General features: G+C 58.7%; 10 protein-coding genes and 1 rRNA gene. 5 read left to right on the forward strand and 6 right to left on the reverse strand.

From position 1 onward, the window contains the following. Positions 1-156: 156 nt before the first annotated feature. Positions 157-272: ribosomal RNA gene (gene rrf / locus BFQ00_RS13425) — 5S ribosomal RNA — on the forward strand. Positions 273-546: 274 nt separating this feature from the next. Next, the gene (locus BFQ00_RS13430; protein WP_065884446.1) at positions 547-2,427 is read left to right on the forward strand and encodes a methyl-accepting chemotaxis protein; all 1,881 of its coding nucleotides are present in this window, start codon (positions 547-549) and stop codon (positions 2,425-2,427) included. Positions 2,428-2,478: 51 nt separating this feature from the next. Here the strand turns inward: BFQ00_RS13430 and BFQ00_RS13435 are convergent, their stop codons facing one another. From BFQ00_RS13435 to BFQ00_RS13445, 3 genes are read right to left on the reverse strand one after another with little or no spacing between them, the layout of a single operon-like run. Continuing rightward, a complete protein-coding gene (locus tag BFQ00_RS13435; protein ID WP_065933777.1) occupies positions 2,479-5,856 on the reverse strand; it encodes an amino acid adenylation domain-containing protein in 3,378 nt (1,125 codons plus the stop codon). Next, positions 5,853-6,800, reverse strand: coding sequence for a diiron oxygenase (locus tag BFQ00_RS13440; protein ID WP_065933778.1), 948 nt, complete (start codon positions 6,798-6,800; stop codon positions 5,853-5,855). Before BFQ00_RS13440 ends, BFQ00_RS13435 begins: the two co-directional genes overlap by 4 nt. Beyond that, complete coding sequence (locus tag BFQ00_RS13445) at positions 6,797-7,555, reverse strand: DUF3050 domain-containing protein (protein ID WP_065933779.1); 759 nt, start codon at positions 7,553-7,555, stop codon at positions 6,797-6,799. Before BFQ00_RS13445 ends, BFQ00_RS13440 begins: the two co-directional genes overlap by 4 nt. Before the next feature lie 57 nt (positions 7,556-7,612). Between BFQ00_RS13445 and BFQ00_RS29175 the strand changes: the two genes are divergently transcribed. Continuing rightward, entirely contained in the window at positions 7,613-7,948 is a 336-nt protein-coding gene (locus tag BFQ00_RS29175) for a hypothetical protein (RefSeq protein WP_139114991.1), read from the forward strand. Here the strand turns inward: BFQ00_RS29175 and BFQ00_RS13450 are convergent. Then, complete coding sequence (locus BFQ00_RS13450; RefSeq protein ID WP_065894040.1) at positions 7,930-8,640, reverse strand: GntR family transcriptional regulator; 711 nt, start codon at positions 8,638-8,640, stop codon at positions 7,930-7,932. The two genes, BFQ00_RS29175 and BFQ00_RS13450, sit on opposite strands and share 19 nt — an antisense overlap. A 252-nt stretch (positions 8,641-8,892) precedes the next feature. On the opposite strand from BFQ00_RS13450, the gene lapG reads away from it, so the two are divergent. Beyond that, a complete protein-coding gene (gene lapG / locus BFQ00_RS13455; protein ID WP_065896537.1) occupies positions 8,893-9,585 on the forward strand; it encodes a cysteine protease LapG in 693 nt (230 codons plus the stop codon). Positions 9,586-9,599: 14 nt separating this feature from the next. Further along, positions 9,600-11,546 carry a cyclic di-GMP receptor LapD gene (gene lapD / locus BFQ00_RS13460; protein WP_065933780.1) on the forward strand — a complete coding sequence of 649 codons (1,947 nt, stop codon included), beginning with the start codon at positions 9,600-9,602 and terminating at the stop codon, positions 11,544-11,546. A gap of 209 nt (positions 11,547-11,755) precedes the next feature. Here the strand turns inward: lapD and BFQ00_RS13465 are convergent, their stop codons facing one another. Both BFQ00_RS13465 and BFQ00_RS13470 read right to left on the reverse strand, forming a co-directional pair. Further along, a complete protein-coding gene (locus BFQ00_RS13465) occupies positions 11,756-12,094 on the reverse strand; it encodes a tryptophan synthase subunit beta (RefSeq protein ID WP_065884439.1) in 339 nt (112 codons plus the stop codon). A gap of 150 nt (positions 12,095-12,244) precedes the next feature. Continuing rightward, a partial coding sequence (locus tag BFQ00_RS13470) for an immunoglobulin-like domain-containing protein (RefSeq protein ID WP_371914194.1) occupies positions 12,245-19,462 on the reverse strand: 7,218 nt, incomplete at its 5' end.

Consider the following 19,462-nt stretch of genomic DNA (forward strand, 5'->3'; position numbering starts at 1 on the left):
GATGGTAGTGTGGGGTTTCCCCATGTGAGAGTAGGTCATCGTCAAGATTAAATTCCAGAACCCCTGTTTGCTAACGCAAACAGGGGTTTTGTTTATGTAGAAGCTCATGAATTTCACCGGTACGTTGCCAATGCAACGGCCTGGTACACAGAATTTCTTGACGACCATAGAGCATTGGAACCACCTGATCCCATCCCGAACTCAGCAGTGAAACGATGCATCGCCGATGGTAGTGTGGGGTTTCCCCATGTGAGAGTAGGTCATCGTCAAGATTGAATTCCAGAACCCCTGTCTGCTAATGCAGACAGGGGTTTTGTCGTTTAAGGCCGCCAAAGGCTGATAATCGACTGCGTCTCTACCGCCTGTCGGCGCCTTGCTCTAAAAGCGGAAGATTCACACAAAACTCTAAGATTTATCATTTTCTGGCCGAAAGCCTGACGAGCCATGCGTGCACCGAGATAGAGCGGTCGCAGAGTCTGCCTATTGCGTTACATGGAATGTTCCACTCGGCACGCTCACCCCCCTTTGGCAAAAGAAGTCGATGAAATGAATCTCAAGTTCAGTCATAAAATTCTGTTGGCGGCGTCAGGCGTCGTGGTTCTGGCCTTCGCGCTGTTCACGCTCTATAACGATTACCTGCAGCGCAACACGATCAGGCAAAACCTGGCGTCCTCCATCCAGCAGTCCGGCGAGCTTACCGCCAGCAGCGTGCAGAACTGGCTCAGCGGCCGCATTCTGGTTCTGGAGAACCTGGCACAAAACGTTGCTCATCAAGGGAGTGGCGCCGATCTGCCGGGTTTGGTCGATCAACCGGCGTTCACCTCCAACTTCCAGTTTACCTACGTGGGTCAAACCAACGGTGTGTTCACCCAGCGTCCCGATGCGAAGATGCCCGAAGGCTATGACCCGCGTCAGCGCCCTTGGTACAAGCAAGCCGTAGCGGCAGACAAACCGATGCTTACCCCGCCTTACATGGCGGCTGTGGGTGGCCAGATCGTGACGATCGCCATGCCGGTGAAGAAGAACGGAGAGTTGTTGGGCGTCGTGGGTGGAGACTTGAGCCTGCAAACCTTGGTGAAGATCATCAACTCGGTGGATTTCGGCGGTATTGGTCATGCGTTCCTGGTCAGTGGTGATGGCCAAGTCATCGTCAGTCCTGACCAGGACCAGGTGATGAAAAACCTCAAGGATATCTACCCAGGCACCCAGGTGCGCATCGAGAAGGTTAACCAGGAGGTTGTCCTCAATGGACAGGACCGCATTCTCTCGTTTACGCCAATCAGCGGTTTGCCGGGGGCTGACTGGTACATCGGTCTGTCTATCGACAAAGACAAAGCCTATGCCGCACTGGGTAAATTTCGTACCTCAGCATTGATAGCAATGCTTATCGCCGTGGTGGCGATTGCCGTGCTGCTGAGTCTGTTGATTCAGGTATTGTTGCGCCCGCTGACCACCATGGGCGTCGCGATGAAGGATATTGCCCAGGGCGAAGGTGACCTGACCCGGCGCCTCGACGTTACGAGCAAAGACGAGTTCGGCGAAGTCGGCAGCGCGTTCAATCAGTTTGTCGAGCGTATCCACGCCTCGATTTCCGAAGTGTCCTCGGCGACACGCCAGGTGCATGACTTGTCCCAGCGTGTGATGGCATCGTCCAACGCATCGATCATCGGCTCTGACGAGCAGAGTGCACGTACCAACAGCGTGGCTGCAGCGATCAACGAGCTGGGCGCCGCCACCCAGGAAATCGCACGTAACGCCGCTGATGCGTCTCAGCATGCCAGCGGTGCCAGTGAACAAGCTGACGATGGACGCAAGGTCGTCGAGCAAACCATTCAGGCGATGTCGGAACTGTCGCAGAAAATCAGCCTGTCCTGCACTCAGATCGAGACCCTTAACGCCAGTACCGACAACATTGGCCACATCCTCGATGTAATCAAGGGCATCTCCCAGCAAACCAACTTGCTCGCGCTGAATGCGGCCATCGAAGCAGCCCGTGCCGGCGAAGCCGGGCGCGGGTTTGCCGTGGTAGCGGATGAGGTGCGTAACCTGGCCCACCGTACCCAGGAGTCGGCAGAAGAGATTCACAAGATGATCACTTCCCTGCAAGTGGGTTCACGTGAAGCCGTGACCACCATGAACGCCAGCCAGGTTTCCAGCGAAGAAAGCGTTGAAGTGGCTAACCAGGCGGGTGAGCGTCTGGTCAGCGTGACACAGCGAATCGTTGAGATCGACGGCATGAACCAATCGGTCGCCGCAGCGACCGAGGAGCAAACGGCGGTGGTTGAAACCCTCAATGTCGACATCAACCAGATCAACCTGCTGAACCAGCAAGGCGTGGTCAATCTCAACGAGACGCTCAAGGACTGCGATGCGCTGTCCCAGCAGGCCAGTCGATTGAAGCAATTGGTCGATAGCTTCAAAATCTGATCCTGCCGGCAGTCGGAGCGAGGGCTCCCGTTCCGACTGCCCTGGTGCCGCTCAGAGAAAGCCGATGGCTTTCAGATAGTCACAGCCTTTGCGTAACAGCACGGGGCTCTTTGGCGGATAGTGTGCGCCCATTTGCTCCAACCCCCATTGGGCGTTGCTGTAATGAATCATCGAAGTGTCGCCGATGTCCTCACCCACCCCATCAAGGTAGAAGCCCAGTACGCCGAACAACGCATTGTCATGGCTTACAGTGCGCAACGCCCGTTGCCACTGTTGAAGGCTTGTCCGTTCGAAAATGTGTCCGGCCTGGCTGAACGCATCAAGGTACTGGTCCCAGCTCAGCGGTTGTGGATTGTGCAGGTTGAACACGTTTCGCCCCGCGACAAAACGCCGGCCGTGAAACGCAATGAAGCGTGCCAGGAAATCCACCGGCATCAAGTCGAAATTCCCTTCCATTCGAGGGACCCTACCCAATTGCAGCGACCCCTTGAGCATCAACATCAAGCGATTTCTATCGGGTTGGCAGACGCCGTTCCGACTGTTGAAACTGATGTTGCCCGGTCGATGAATATTCACCCAGGCCCCTTGCTCCACTGCCCGCCCCAGCAATCGCTCGGCCACCCATTTCGAGAGGTTGTAGCCATTTTTGACATAGAGCGGTAACGCGCCGCTGGCGGGCGCTTCAAGCACATACCGCTCAGTGTCGAGGGTACTGCAGGCCGACAGCGTCGAAATGAAATTGAAGACCTTCTTACAGTAGGTCTCGCAAAGGCGCAGGCATTCAAACACCGGTTCGACGTTGTCCCTGGCCAGTGCTGTGTAGTCCATCACATGGTTGACCTGCGCGGCATTGTGCACAAGCACGCCATGATGACGGGCGAGGTGTTCGAATGCCTCACAGGACAGGCCCAGGCGCGGCTGGCGCAGGTCCGCGGCGTACACCTGCACTCGGCGCAGGTCCAATTGTTCCAGTCGATATTCGCGCAGCGCCTGGGTGAATCGGTCCGCCGCCGACTGGCCGGGGAGCGCTCGCACCAGGCACGCGACTTCTTGCGCTCCACCCGCCAGCAATGCCTGGACGATATGCACGCCGACGAAGCTGTTGGCTCCCGTGACAATCACTTTGCGTGGGTCTCCGGCGCGGGTCTCGGGCAGCACCTCAAGCTTCAGGGCTCGGGATGCATCGCTTTCCATCTGGCTGAAAGATATATCCGGCAGCGCTTCGCCCTCCAGCTGCAAGGCAAGCGTACGAATCGTCGGCGCTTCAAAAAACTGGCTCAGGGAAAAGCTGCGGCCAAATTGCTCGCGCAAGCGCAGCAGTAAGGTGGACAGCAGGATCGAATGGCCACCCAGGCTGAAAAAGCTGTCGTCGATCGATACTTCGCCGGCAGACAACCCCAGCAACTCCCCCCACAACTGCACCAACTGCGCCTGGACTGGCGTGTGGGTGCTGCGACGAGTGATTTTCTCGGTGCGGGTACCCGGCACCTCCCGCAACGCCGTGCGGTCGATCTTGCCGTTGCTTGAAGATGGCAGGCTCGGCAGCTCGCTCCAGGCGACCGGTTGCATATGCTCGGGCAACCACTGTCGGGCATGATCCTTCAGCCTGGCCAGGGTGGCGCCGGGTTCGGGCTGGGCAGCAAAGCCAATGATTCTGCAGGCCTGATCAATCACCACGGCGACTTGGCGAAACAACCGACTGCTGCGCAGGCACTGCTCGATTTCCTGAGGCTCGACTCGAAAGCCGCGGATCTTGACCTGATCATCCCGTCGACCGCCCAACTCGATACCGTCCGGCGTCCATTTCGCCAGATCGCCGCTACGGTAAGCCTGCAGCCATTGTCCATCAGGCAGCGCCAGCTTGACGAACGGCGAGTCAGCGTGCGGCAGATCGTTCATGTAACCCTGGCTGACGCCCGGGCCTGCGATGTACAGATCGCCCATCACTTGCTCAACCACCGGCTGCAGGTGGTCGTCGAGGATCAGGACCTGGCTGTTGGCAATGGGCAAACCGATGTTGCGATTGCTGTCACCGAGCCGAAATGTTCGATGGGTTGCCAGTACTGTGGCTTCGGTAGGGCCATAGAAATTGTGTAACTGGCATTGGCCTGCCAGTTGCTCGATCACGTAGGGCTCGCAAAAATCGCCGCCGGTGAGCAGGTGGGAGAGGCCCAGAGCCCGGTCCAGTGGCAGGATGCTGAGTAACGCCGGTGGTAAAAAAGCGTGAGTGACACGTTGCAGGCGAATCAACTCGACCAATTGCTGAGGATCCTGACGCTGCTCTGCGCTGGGGACAATCAGCTCTGCGCCCGCCATCAAGGCGGGGAAAATATCGATCAGCGAGGAATCAAAACTCAGCGGTGAAAATTGCAGGACGCGACTCTCCTCATCCAGCGCCACACAGGTACTGAGCCAGGCGGTGAAATGCGCCAGATTATGTTGGCTGAGCAGCACACCCTTGGGCTGCCCGGTGGTGCCGGAGGTGAACAGTGCCATGCACGGCGCATTGGCATGGGGACGATGACGCATCAGCGGTTGAGCAGGGTCGATGTCACGCGGGGCGAGCCTACTCACGTCAAGTGACACGAAATGTTCTCGCAGCGGGTGCAGGCCATTTTCCAGCAGCACGCAGGCATCTGCGTCTATCAACATGCGGTGCTGACGTTTTACCGGGTGATCCGGGGCCAGTGGCACATACACCGCGCCGCAACCCAGCACGGCCAGAATGCTCGCGTAGAGCTCGGTAGATTTTTCCAGGCACACACCCACCACCGATGGGGTCTCTTTGCTCTCCAGCAGGGGCAGCAAGCGTTGCTGAATCGCCATGGCTTTTTCCTGCAGTTGGCGATACGTCACCACGCGACCCGCGATATTCAACGCCGTGCGATTGGCGAAGGCGCCAAGGCTGGCCTGCAGGCGTTCGATCATGGGCACCTGTGCCGCGCGAAGCAGCGCGGTATCTGCCGTACGATTGAATCGATGCATGAACGCCAGCGCCTCCAGCCCTTGCAAACCCTGTTCAGGCAGTGCGTCGGAGTGGGTCATTGGGCAGAAAAAGCCCGGATCCCTTGAGAATCCGCTGACCAATGACGCTGCCCACTCCACCAAGGCGTGCGCCGCCCGACGCCGCAGCTGCTGGCCGTTGCCGCTGGGCTCCCGGGCAACATCGTGTACGGCCACCAGGCGCCGCTCGCGGTCGTAGCAGCGAAACTGCAGCCTGGGCAGCCCATGTTCGGACGGGGGGCCGATAACCAGGCGCAGGCTCATCCAGGCCGCGTCTCTGGACAGGGCTGACGGTGGCTGACTACCGTCCTCGATCACAAGGTCGACCGACTCGCCCCCAACGGCATGCCCGTAATGTTCCAGCACGTGCCTGAGGGCTTCCAGCGCGTCAACGGTAACGCCCCATTCAATCGTCAGGCGCCTCATGCCAGCCTCCCCGGCGCGGGCAAGTAGTCGTCCAGGGCGCGTGCCACGCTGCAGGTGTGCAGCAGGCCGCTGTGATGCAGGAAGCTCATGATGTTGCCAACCAGCGGGTGCTGGTGGGTGATGGGAAAGTCCAGCGCCACGATTTCATCCTGCAGCGCCGAACGAACATCGACACTGATGTCCAGGTGTTGGATCAACTGCAGGTCGAAGCCTTTCTGCAGGTCGTTGGTCAGGTAATGGCTCAGGAACGTCGGTAGCACAGCCGCAATACTGTCCCGATCCTGCGCGCTTGCCGACTGCCAATAGATGCGTACCAACTGTGTCCAGAACTGTGCGTGGCGCCCCTCGTCAAACAGGTGGTCGGCCATCAGCCCGCGCACGGACGCCTTGACACTGTCGTCCTTGGAAAAGGCCGCCACGTCATGGGTGACGGTGTTTTCGGCGATGGCCACGACGATCAACTCCACCGCATCGCGCAAGTGCTCCGGTGCCTGCGCCTGCGCTGCCGGCAGGGCACGGCTGAGTTCGATCTGCCCGGGCAGGTCGAGCGGCTGGATACCGGTCAGCTCGACGGCTTGCTGCAGGAAGTCCAGTGCTACCAATGCGTGGTAATCCTCATCCACCACGACGGTCATCGCGTCGTAGCGGCAGGCGAGGGGCAGAGGCAGCGAGAAGCGATTCTTGGCAATACTTCGGGCAGTCTTATCGACAATCTCGGTTTCGAAAATCACGATGTCATGGATGAATCGATAAAAGCTTTGCGCCAGCACGAAGTCACGCCATTGCGGGCAGTGGTCGAGGAAGGTTGCAGTCAGCACCAGGGGTTGGCGGCACAGGGGATAGATCAGCCTGTCGTCGTCTTCCATGATGCGGCGCGGACGCGTACGGATAGTTGCCCGACGTTCCCAGTCTTCGGCGAAGGAGCGGTAGTCGATAGGGCTCATGGGTGTACCTCTGCCATCGAGGCCCGTACGTCATCCCAGAACGCAATGCGACTTTCCAGGGCATCAAGGGCAGCACTGTGGGCTTGTTGCCGGCGAGTCGGATCTGCGTCGATCAAATGCTGGAGCACCTGTTCTGCCGCCGGCCCATGCTCCTGGCTGTCCAGTTCGATATGGCGGTTGAGGTAGTAACACAAGGTGGGGGCCTGACGAGCAATGAAGGGGCTGCTGCTCAGGAGGCGCTCGAACATTGAGGCTATAACGCCTTCACGTCCGTGCAGGAAGGCCGCCGCTACGCAGTGGGTGGGCGCGCTGAGTGCGAGTTGCCAGGTGCTGTCGACGAAGCGCGGCACTCCAGAGGGCGCTCCGACCCTTTGCAGCGCCGCGCCGACCTCAACACCCTGGTGTTGAAGATCAATGAAATGTGCGATGGCGCGGGTGTCGGCGCCGACCTCCACCATGGCATCCATGTACAGCTCAAAGTGGCTGCAATGGCCCCGCGTCGGGTGCTCATCCGACTCCTCACCCAGCACGATTTCATTGATCAGGCGTGCGGCCTGTGGATTGACGGGCGGAAGCCAGGGGATCTGGGTACAAGTAAGATCTTGTTGCAGGCGTTTGGTCAGGGTCATGAAGTCCCAAACCGCAAACACATGGCTCTCCATAAAGTGTTGCAGTTTGCCAAGTGAAGTTATTTCTGGAAATAACGGGTGGTTGCACAGTTGCAGTTTTTTTTGTTCAAGAAAATGATGGTGCATGGTTGACGCCTATAAAGTTGTTGCGACTGCTCTAGTTGCAGTGATGGAGTGTTGTAGTTGTTAGATAAAAGATTAACGTTAAAGTGTGCCCACGCCACTAGTGCGGGCTCACTATGCGGCCTGCTGATTGATAGGTTTATTGGGTTGGCGAGCGATAGTAAGCTGATTAAACGTCTGGATGAACTTGTTAATGTATTAGATGTTTTTTCGAAAAAAGCTTCCGAGAGAAATGGTTATTTTAAGTGTGAGAGATTTCTTTATTTAACGCCGATAGTTAAGGCTTGCGAGGTGTTTACGGCGTTACCGGCGCGGGACGCTTCCGGACAGGGAAAGGTGCCGCGCGGTGTAGAGGCTGGAAGAGCGCTGCGCACGCCTTATAACGTGCCTTCTTGATCCGCAGTGTCGAGGCCATTGAGGTATGTATTGATGACCTCCATGCCTCGCATCAAGTGATTACGCAATGTCAGGATGCTTTCGTCGATTTTTTTCTGCACCACCAGGCTGAGCAGTTCGCGGTGGTCCTCTTGTGACGTCTCGCCCAGCCCCATTGCCTCGAGGTTGAAGCGCAGAAACCGCTCTTCCTCATTCAGCCCATGTTCCACCAGTTTGAGCAGGCGATGGTTTGGCGCCTTGCCGTACAAGACCATGTGAAACAGGCGATTGAGGCGGCCGATCTCGCTGTAGTCTTTCTCACGCTCCAGCGCATTGATACAGGCCTCTGCCTCCGCGATATCAGCCTCGGTGAGCAATGGGATCGACAAGCGCAAAGCCTCGGACTCCAACAGCATGCGCAGGGCATAGGTCTCTGCCGAATTGTCCTCAATCAACGGGGCGACCACTGCCCCCTTGTGCGTCACCACATGCAGCAGGGATTGGGCTTCCAACTGGCGTAATGCTTCGCGCACCGGCATGCGGCTGACGCCGAACAGGCTGGCGAGCTCTTGCTGGCGCATAGCGGTGCCACAGGGCAACCGTCCATCGAGAATGGCGTTGCGCAACGTTTCTTCAATAACGGCGCGGGCAAGATGAGCGGGAATAGGCCCGCTGACCTTGATGCTGCTTAAAGGGTTCGGCTTCGGCGTCACGGTTACGCTGGCCTCCTTTGTTGAATAATAGAGTGTGTTTATTGGATCCAATGAACATTAGGGATGGCCCGAGCACTTGTCAAACCACCAGAGTTTCCGTTTGTAAGGGCTTACAGCGGGTATTTTGTGCGTCTCACATAATGGGGTTACAAAGTCGCTCTACCGAGCGATGATCTCACTATGCCATTGTTTTTTCCGGGACGAAGCTTCACCATCTGCTGAAATTCCGTCTCTCTTCATGGACTGAACGCCTTGGCGGTAAGTTTTATTCCCTATCGAGTTCTTTGCTGGCTTTTATCAGCGATCTTATTGGCCGGCCTGATGCTTGGCGGGCTGCATGCCGATTGGGATTTCTCGCAAATCAGCCGCAAGGCCAGCGCCCTGTACGGGCCATTGGGCGAAGGCCAGCCGCGTATTGATGCCTGGCAGCGGCTGTTGGCCAGTCAAAAGCAGGTCAGCGAACAAGAACAGCTCAAGGTCGTTAACTTGTTTTTCAACAAACAAATGACCTACGTCGAAGACATCGATCTCTGGCACGCGGTCGATTATTGGGAGACACCCATCGAAGCCCTCTGGAAGGGCGCCGGTGACTGTGAAGACTACGCGATCGCCAAGTATTTCAGTTTGCGTCACCTGGGTGTGTCCAGCGACAAATTGCGCATTACCTACGTCAAGGCCTTGCGTCAGAATCGTGCGCACATGGTCTTGACCTACTATTCCACCCCCGACGCGATCCCGCTGGTGCTCGACAGCCTGATGGACGACATCCTGCCGGCTACCCGCCGTACCGATTTGATCCCGGTGTATTCATTCAACGCCGAGGGCCTGTACCTGCCCGGCGCCAAGGGCAACAAGAAGGTCGGCGATACCAAACGCTTGTCGCGCTGGCAGGATGTGTTGAGAAAAATGCGTGCGGAAGGCTTTCCAGCCGAGCCTGACAACTAGGAGTAACTGATCGGATGTCTTTGTTCAAACAGCTGTTGATCGCAATCTGTCTGTTCCTGGTGGTCGCCTTCAGCGGCAGCTTCATGGTCAGCCTGGAAAGTTCGCGCACGCAATACGTCAACCAGTTGCGCTCCCATGCGCAGGATGCCGCGACGGCGCTGGCGCTGTCGCTCACCCCCAACATCGATGACCCGGCCATGGTGGAGCTGCTGGTCAGCTCGATCTTCGACAGTGGTTACTACGCCAGTATCCGCGTGGTGGACCTGGCCACGGACAAAACCATCGTTGAGCGCAGCGGCATTCCCGACAACAACGGCGTGCCCGCCTGGTTCGTTAAATTGATCGGCCTGGAGCCGGCCGGTGGCGATGCGCTGGTGAGCCGCGGTTGGGAGCAGGCGGCGCGCGTCGAGGTGGTCAGCCATCCAATGTTCGCCCTGGCCAAGCTCTGGCAGAGTGCCCTGGGCAGCCTCGGCTGGTTGCTGCTTTGCGGTGCGGTCAGCGTGGTGCTTGGCGGGTTGTTGCTGCGGCGCCAATTGAAACCGTTGGACTACATGGTCAAACAGTCCCATGCGATCGCCCGTCGAGAATTCCTCAGCCTGCCCGACCTGCCGCGCACGCCGGAACTGCGCCGGGTGGTGCAGGCGATGAACCAGATGGTGGAAAAGCTCAAGGCACTGTTCCAGGAGCAGGCCGAGCGCAGCGAAAAGCTGCGCACCGAATCCTACCAGGACAACCTCACCGGTCTGGCCAACCGACGTTATTTCGAGATGCAGCTCAACGCCCGCGTCAGCAACCCCGAAGAAACCAACTCCGGCTACCTGCTGGTGTTGCGCGTCAAGGACCTGGCCGGCTTGAACCAGCGCCTGGGTGGCCAGCGTACCGACCAATTGCTGCAAGCGGTTGGTGAACAGCTGCTGCGCCAGTGCGAACCGTACCCGGAAACCCACAACCTCGTAACCCGCATCCGTGGCGGCGAGTTCGCCGTGCTGGCGCCCGGGCTGACGCGTGAAGAAGCGCTGCAATTGGCGCAGAACCTGGAAAGTACGTTGCTCAGCCTGCAGGCAACCGGCGCCAGCGACGTCGCGCCCGTGGCCTATATCGGCCTGGCACCGTTCAATCATGGCGATGCGCCGCAGGCGCTGCTGACCCTTGCCGATCAAGCTCTGGCGCAGGCCGAAGGGCAGGGTGACAGCACTTGGGTGTGCCTCGATCACAGTGCCGCCGCCCGCGTCGGTGACGATCATCATGCCTGGCACACGCTGTTGGACCAGGCGCTGACGCAGCAGCGTTTCGAGCTGTACTTCCAGCCGGTCGTCGCCAGCCAGGACCCGCAGTTGGTCCTGCACTACAAAGTGCTGTCGCGCTTGCAGGACGTAGATGGCCATACCCTGCCCGCCGGGCGTTTCCTGCCATGGCTTGAGCGTTTCGGCTGGTCTGCCCGGCTGGACCGCTTGATGCTGGAGCAGGTGCTTAAACAGATGACGGGCCACAGCCATAACCTGGCGCTGAACCTCTCTGCCGCGACCTTGCAGGACCCAGAGTCCCTGCAGCGCATTTATGACCTGCTGCGTCAGCACAGCAACCTGGGTTCGCGCCTCACCCTGGAAATCGGTGAAGAGCAATTGCCGGAGCAGCCTGTGCTGGAACAGATGACCCAGCGCCTGCGCGAACTGGGCTTCTCCCTGAGTCTTCAGCGTTTCGGTGGGCGATTCAGCATGATCGGCAACCTGGCGCGCCTGGGCCTGGCGTACCTGAAAATCGACGGCAGCTACATCCGCGCCATCGACCAGGAAAGCGACAAGCGCCTGTTTATCGAAGCCATCCAGCGCGCGGCCCACAGTATCGACCTGCCGTTGATTGCCGAGCGTGTGGAGACCGAGGGTGAGCTGAAGGTGATTCGCGAGATGGGGATTTTTGGTGTGCAGGGCCAGCTGTTCGGCGAGCCGGCGCCCTGGAAATAACGCAGAACACATGTGGGAGGGTGTTTGCCCTGATTTGATCGTTCCCACGCTCCGCGTGGGAACGATCAAAGGCTTTTTGTAGGAGCGAGCTTGCTCGCGAAAAACGTCAACGATAACGCGTGCTTCCTGAATGACAGCGGTGCCTGTGAGTTTTTCGCGAGCAAGCTCGCTCCTACAGACGGTATCAGGGCAAGCCCCACATTCAGGGCTCAGATAAGCCCTTTCTCATCATCATTGATCAACTGGCTCAACCCGCCCAACGCTTCCCGCGCCTGGTTACGGTCCATCAGTTTGGCCTGGGCTGCGGGCGGCAGGTCCGTCACGCTGATAACGCCCTTGCGGGTGAGCACCTGGATCAAGTCGTCCAGCACCCGGATCATCTCCAGGTCACTCTGCTTGAGTTGGGCCAGGCTGGTTTCCACCACTTCGTTGGCGTACCAGGCCTGGATCTCATGGTGATCGGCCGGCAGTGTGTCGGTGGATTCGGCAAAGGCGGCGGCCTCTACGCGACTCAACGCGCCCTGTGCATCACGTTGCACGTAAAACATAAGAACCCCTCGAAGATGAGCCACACACCTTTAGCCCCATAGGCTGGCCGTGTGTTGATAAACGCGAGTATGCGATGCAACCGGCCGCCAGGGCCAGCAACGTATCGCCCGGATAAATCGGCCGCCTCGAGGGCGGCCGATTTACCAAGCTTAGGCGGTGTGATCGATCTTGATGGTCGGATCTGCACCGCTGATCAGCGAGTTGATGCTGGTATGAGACCAATCGTTGCCTTCCAGCTTGATGGTCACATCCGCATTGGCCACGCCGCCAGCGGTGTTGAGCTTGCCTTCGCTGCTCACTTGCAGGGTCGACACGCCTTCTACCGTGGTGATCTTGAGGTAGTTGTCGATGGTGCTGTCCGTCTCGCCTTTGAGCAGGTCGCGCAGGTCAATCCGATCACCTTCCGAGGCCTTGAAGTCCTTGATCACGTCATTGCCGATGTCACCGGCCTTCCACAAGAAGGTGTCGGCACCCGAACCGCCGACCAGGATGTCGTTGCCCAGGCCACCGATCAACGTGTCGTTGCCGGTGCCGCCCAAGAGGATGTCATTGCCCTTGCCGCCGTCCAGCACGTCGTTGCCGCCCTGGCCGAAGAGGATGTCATCGCCGCCACCGCCGATCAGCGTGTCATTGCCGTCCTTGGCGCCGGATACGTCGAAGTCCGCGTAATGCTCGGTGACGTACTGATGCACGTTCGAGGTGGTGACCGACGAGACGGCCATACCGGTTTTCTGTGCCACAAAAGCCTGCAGCGCGTTGTAACCCTCACCGGTCACGCCGCTGAAGCTCACCAGGTCGCCAAACAGAATGTCGTTGCCGTCGCCACCGCTGACGGTGTCCGCGCCTGGCAGCGTTGCTTCGGTGTGGCCGAGGATGGCGTTGGCCAGGTCCTTCGGATCGATGTTGCTTTGCGGCTTGCCATCGCTGTCGTACGGCTTCAAATCATTGAGGCTGACCTCGTTGTTGATGCCGATCGCTTCCACTTGCGACAGGCCTTTGAGCAGCAAGAAACCGCTGTTGGCGTTATCGCTGGTTGCCGTGTCAGTGCCGCTGCCGCTGCCGTTGCGGTACGAGACCTCGAATGTGCCGTCGCCCTGGGCATGCACGGTGCCCCACACGCCGTTGTCGTACCAGCCGCCGTTGCGGGTTTGCACCCACTGGTGTACCTGGCCGTCACTGTCGATCAATTGCAGGTTGGTGCCATTCACATTGATGCTGAACGTGTTACCCAACACATAATTGTTGGCGTTGACGTAGTCGTCCAGGCGTCCATCGGTGGTACTGCTCTTGTAGAAGTCGACCACCATCGGGTTGGTCTGTTCGCCGCTCTGGTAGTACGTCGGTTGGCCGTCGGTGATGAAGTAGGTGAGGTTGGTGGCACCGGTGTTGCCAGTGGCCAGGCCGCTCTGGAAGAAGTTGGCCGTGGTCTTGAATACGTCCTCGTAGTTCGTGCCGCCACCTGACGACATTGAGTCCAGCACCGCCTTCAAGAGCGTCAACGCATTTGGATCATTGAGGTTGATCGCAATGGATTTGTTCACCTGAGTGTCGAAATCCGCAAGGAAGATGTTCACGGTCCCTGAGGTGTTGGCACCCAGGCTGTCTTTGAGCGAGTTGAACACCGTGGTCAGCGACGACTTCGCCGCGTTGATCGACGCTGTGCTCATGCTGCCGGAGCTGTCCACCATGAAGGCAATGTTGTAGTTCTTGCCCTGCACCACGTTCAGGCCACCGATATCGGCCACAACAATGTCGTTGCCATCGGTGCCGATGATCGAGTCGCTGCCCGAGGTGCCGGTGACCGAACTGTAGATGGCGGGGTACACGGTGACGGGCAATTGCGCGGTGGTGCTTGCCGACCCACCGATGCTTTCGGTAGACGTCGAGGTCACGGTGAGGTTGAACTGGCCGCTGTAATAGGTCGGCGGCTTGATGGTCAGGGAGCCCAGGTCCCAGCCGTTGACGTTGACTTCGCCCACGGTCTTGGTCGCGGTAAAGGTGTGTCCCGCTGCGTCGGTAAGCACCGAGCCTGCCGGTATGCCACCGATCTTCACGGCCAGGGTTTCTGAACCGTCGGTATCGGTCAGCGCGCTGGTGATCTTGGACAGTTTGACGCTGCCGTTTTCCAGGCCTTCGTTGAGCTTGTAGCCCACGTAGTAACCGTCACCATTGCTGCCATGCAGGTCGGACACAGTCACGCCGGCGTTGGTCAGGTCGGTGATACCGGTGTACAGCGGCACGGTGCCGGTGCTCAGGTTCTGCACCGTCCCGCCGTTGATCGACAGGTTGACGTCGAAGCTGCCAGGTCCCGCCTGGTTGGCCTGGTAGATCTCAAGGCTGTAATAGCCGCTGGCCGTTGGCGTGAACGAACCGCTGAACTTGCCGCTGTTGGTGCCCCACAGGCCGCTGGCCACTTCCTTGCCGCCGACGTTGATCACCAGGCTGTCATCGGCGACGCCGCTGAAGGTGTAGTTTTTGCCGGCCTCCATGTACATCAGGCCGGAGATTTTGGCACCCGAGCCGGCATTGACGTTTTCGGTGGACTCAACGTTGGTTATGACCGCGCTGCTGTTGGGCGTGCCGGCGCCATCAATGGCTTTTTTCAGTACGTCCGGTGCGGCGCCATTACCGTTGGTGCCAAGGCCCGAGATGCTGCTCCAGCTCTGCTTGATCAGGCCGGTCGAGGTGACGTTATTGTCAGCCACACTCAGGGTCGGTGCATCGGCCACCGGGGTGATATCGACTTTCACCGTGGCGCTGCTGCCCAGGTCCTTGCCGTCGGTAGGCTGGAACTTGAACTGTGCGTAATCGGCCTGCTTGTTACCGATGCCGGTGCCGCCATAACCGTCGGCGCCGGACTCGTTGGCGTTGGGCATGAAGCGCAACTGACCGCCATCGACCTGGGCTTTGGTAAAGGTCTGGCCGCTGGTCACGTTGGCCCAGGTGGTGCCGTCGGCCGCCAGGTATTGCAGCTTGCCGGCCACCGGCAGGTCGGTGATCTTCACGCCGAGGCTGGCTTGTGGCGAGTCCACGTCGGTCACGCCGAAGTTGGCCCAGGTCAGCGCGAGCGCAGTGTCTTCGGTACCGGTTACGGCCCCGCCCGTTGCCACTGGCGCATCGTTGACAGCCAGCACGTTCACGGTGGTGGTGGCGACGTTGGAGTAGTTGCCGCCGTCGGTCACCGTCACGGTAATGGTGCGCGGCGTGGTGCTTGGGTCGTGGCTGTTGTTGGTGAACGTGATGTTCTGGATGCGCTGCATGTAGTCAGCCAGCGTCGCGCTGCCCGACAACGTCAGGGTGATGGCGCCCGTCTGGTTATTGGTGCTGACGCTGATGCCATTGACGTTGTTGCCCAGGTTCAAGCTATCACCGGCTTGCGCGTTGGTCAGGGTGACCGTTGCGCCGGTCAGCATTGTGCTATCCGGGTCGGTGATCCTGATATCGGTGTCGGCAATCGACACACCCTGCCCGGCGGTGCCTTCGGTGAAGGTGGTCTTGTAATCGTTGCCGCTGGCGCCGCTGGAATTGTTGGCGTCCAGGTCGATGACCGGTGGCGCATCGTTGTCGAGGATATCGGTGCTGACGGTACCCTTGTCGATCACCAGGTTCTCGAAATTGCCACCGGTGGTCTTGTCGATGGTGATGACGATTTTTTCCGTCGGCTCGGTGATTTTGTCGTCCAGCGTGCGGATATCAAACGGCACGCTGCTGGCGCCGGCCGGAATCTTCACGGTGTACACGCCGTTGAAATCCGAGCCGTCGGTGGCCGTGCCGCTGTACTTGAGCGTGACGGTCAGATCGGTTTGCGCCGGGTTGCTCAAGTTCAGCGTGTAATGCGCGGTGCCGCCTTCAGTCACCGATGCGTCGCCGCTGAGGCTGAGGGTGGTGGTGGTAACCACATCCGTGACTTTGGTGACGACGGTGCTGCCATCAACCATCAAGTGCTCATATTTGTCGCCGCCGCTGACGACGCCGCTGATTTTGGTCGTGACGTCATTGGCACCCACATACGCATCGTTAGGCGCGGTGGCCGTGGTGAAGTTGCTCGACTTGTCGTTGCCGATGGTAATGGTCGAGCCATTATCCAGCTTCACCACCAGGTCGGAACCGAGGTTGGTGACTGCCGCGCCGTTCTTGTCGACCAGCGACGCGGTGTAGACAATCTGCCCGCCTTCGCTGACCGAGCCGGTGGCTTTGAGCACCACCGTCACATCGTCGATGGTGTCGTTGATCGTGGTGGTTGCGCCGCCCGGTGTAACGGTCACACCCTCGAAATTGCCACCGGTTGTGCCGGTGATCTTGACGGTCTGAGTGCTCTTGTCGATGAACACGTCATCGCTCGGTGCCGCAACCGTCACCGTGCCCACGGTCGCACCCTGCTTGATGGTGATGCTGGAACCGTTGTCCAACTGCACCACCATGTCGCTGCCGGCCTTGTTGCTCAAAGTCGCGGTGTAGGTGATCTGGCCACCTTCGTTGACGGCGCTTGGCGCGCTCAGCGTGACGCTGGTCAGATCGGTGCTACCAGGGGTGTCGGTCACGGTGGTATTGACCGCTGTGGTGCCTGGCACCAGGTTCTCGAAGTGCTCGCCACCGGTCACGGTTTTGATGGCGGTCGTGACGGTTTGATCGCCTTTATAAACGTCGTTCGGTGCCACGACGGTGACCGTGCCGCTGGATTGGTTCACCCCGATGGTGATGGTTTTGCCGTTATCCAGGGTGACGTTCAACGGATTGGTGATGTTAGTCACCGGCGCGCCGTTTTTATCCACAAGGCTGGCGGTGTAAACGATATTGCCGCCTTCGCCGACGGTAGTTGTGGCGCTCAGAACTACATCGACCTTGTCGATGGTGTCGTTGATCGCAGTGGTTGCGCCGTTGCCAGCAACTTCCAACTTCTCAAAGTTGCCGCCCGTTGCGTCGGTAATCTTGACCGTCTGAGTGCTCTTGTCGATGAACACGTCATCGCTTGGCGCAGGCACGGTCACGGTGCCGACGGTATCGCCGGCCTTGATGATAATCGACGAACCGTTATCCAGTTTCAGAGTGACGTCGCTGCCCGCTTTATTGGAAAGCGTGGCCGTGTAGGTGATCTGGCCACCCTCGTTGACTGCGTTTGGCGCAGTCAGCGTGACGGTGGTGGTGTTGTCGGTGCCCGGAGTATCAGTAACGGTGGTGTTAACCGGCGTGCTGCCTGGCACCAGATTTTCGAAGTGCTCGCCACCGGTGACAGTCTTGATTGCAGTGGTGACGGTCTGATCGCCTTTGTACACATCATCCGGCGCAACAACTGAAACAGATCCGCTCGACTGATTTACGCCAATGGTGATGCTTTGGCCGTTATCGAGTGTGACGGTCAACGGATTGGTGATGTTGGTCACCGGCGCGCCGTTTTTATCCACAAGGCTGGCGGTGTAAACGATATTGCCGCCTTCACCGACGGTGGTGGTGGCGGTCAGAACTACATCAACCTTGTCGATGGTGTCATTGATTGTGGTGGTCGCACCGTTGCCCGCAACTTCCAATTTCTCAAAGTTGCCGCCCGTTGCGTCGGTAATCTTGACCGTCTGAGTGCTCTTATCGATGAACACATCATCGCTTGGCGCAGGGACGGTGACGGTGCCGACGGTGTCGCCAGCCTTGATGATAATCGACGAACCGTTGTCCAGTTTCAGCGTAACGTCGCTGCCTGCTTTGTTAGAGAGCGTGGCCGTGTAAGTGATCTGGCCACCTTCGTTGACGGCGGTTGGCGCGGTCAGCGTGACAGTCGTAGTGTTGTCAGTACCGGGGGTATCAGTCACGGTTGTAGTGACTTTGTCGGTACCTGGAACGAGGTTCTCGAAGTGCTCGCCGCCGGTCACACCTTTGATAGCGGTGGTGACGGTTCGATCGCCCTTGTACACATCATCCGGCGCAACAACCGAAACGCTGGCGCTCGATTGGTTTATACCGATGGTGATGCTCTGGCCGTTATCCAAGGTGACGGTTAACGGATTGGTGATGTTGGTTACCGGCGCACCGTTCTTATCCACAAGGCTGGCGGTGTAGACGATGTTGCCGCCTTCACCGACGGTAGTGGTGGCGGTCAGTACAACGTCGACCTTGTCGATGGTGTCGTTGATCGCGGTGGTTGCGCCGTTGCCAGCAACTTCCAACTTCTCAAAGTTGCCGCCCGTTGCGTCGGTAATCTTGACCGTCTGAGTGCTCTTGTCGATGAACACGTCATCGCTTGGCGCAGGCACGGTCACGGTGCCGACGGTGTCTCCGGCCTTGATGGTGATCGACGAGCCGTTATCCAGTTTCAGAGTGACGTCGCTGCCCGCTTTGTTAGAGAGCGTGGCCGTATAAGTGATCTGGCCACCTTCGTTGACGGCGGTTGGCGCGGTGAGCGTGACGGTAGTGGTATCAGCAGTGCCTGGGGTATCGGTAACAGTGGTGTTAACCGCTGTAGTACCTGGCACCAGGTTTTCAAAGTGCTCGCCACCGGTGACAGTCTTGATTGCAGTGGTGACGGTTTGATCGCCTTTGTAGACGTCATTCGGTGCCACGACGGTGACCGTACCGCTGGATTGGTTCACACCGATGGTGATGGTTTTGCCGTTATCCAGGGTGACGGTCAACGGATTGGTGATGTTGGTCACCAGCGCGCCGTTTTTATCCACAAGGCTGGCGGTGTAAACGATGTTGCCGCCTTCGCCGATGGTGGTGGTGGCGGTCAGTACAACGTCGACCTTGTCGATGGTGTCGTTGATCGCAGTGGTTGCGCCGTTGCCAGCAACTTCCAATTTCTCAAAGTTGCCGCCCGTTGCGTCTGTGATCTTGACCGTCTGAGTGCTCTTGTCGATAAACACGTCATCGCTTGGCGCAGGAACGGTCACGGTGCCGACGGTTTCACCAGCTTTGATGGTGATGTTCGAACCGTTATCGAGTTTCAGCGTGACGTCAGTACCGGCCTTGTTGCTCAAGGTCGCGGTGTAGGTGATCTGGCCGCCTTCGTTAACGGCACTTGGCGCGGTGAGCGTGACGGTAGTGGTGTTGTCAGTACCTGGGGTGTCAGTCACTGTTGTTGTGACTTTATCGGTACCTGGGACGAGATTTTCGAAGTGCTCGCCACCAGTGACAGTCTTGATAGTAGTGGTGACGGTCTGGTCGCCCTTGTAAACATCATCCGGCGCAACAACCGAAACGGAACCGCTCGACTGATTTACGCCGATAGTGATGCTCTGGCCGTTATCCAAGGTGACGGTCAGCGGGTTGGTGATGTTAGTCACCGGCGCGCCGTTTTTATCCACAAGGCTGGCGGTGTAAACGATGTTGCCGCCTTCGCCGATGGTGGTGGTGGCGGTCAGTACAACGTCGACCTTGTC

Source organism: Pseudomonas sp. 28 E 9 (assembly GCF_900004785.1).
Taxonomy (GTDB): domain Bacteria; phylum Pseudomonadota; class Gammaproteobacteria; order Pseudomonadales; family Pseudomonadaceae; genus Aquipseudomonas; species Aquipseudomonas orientalis_A.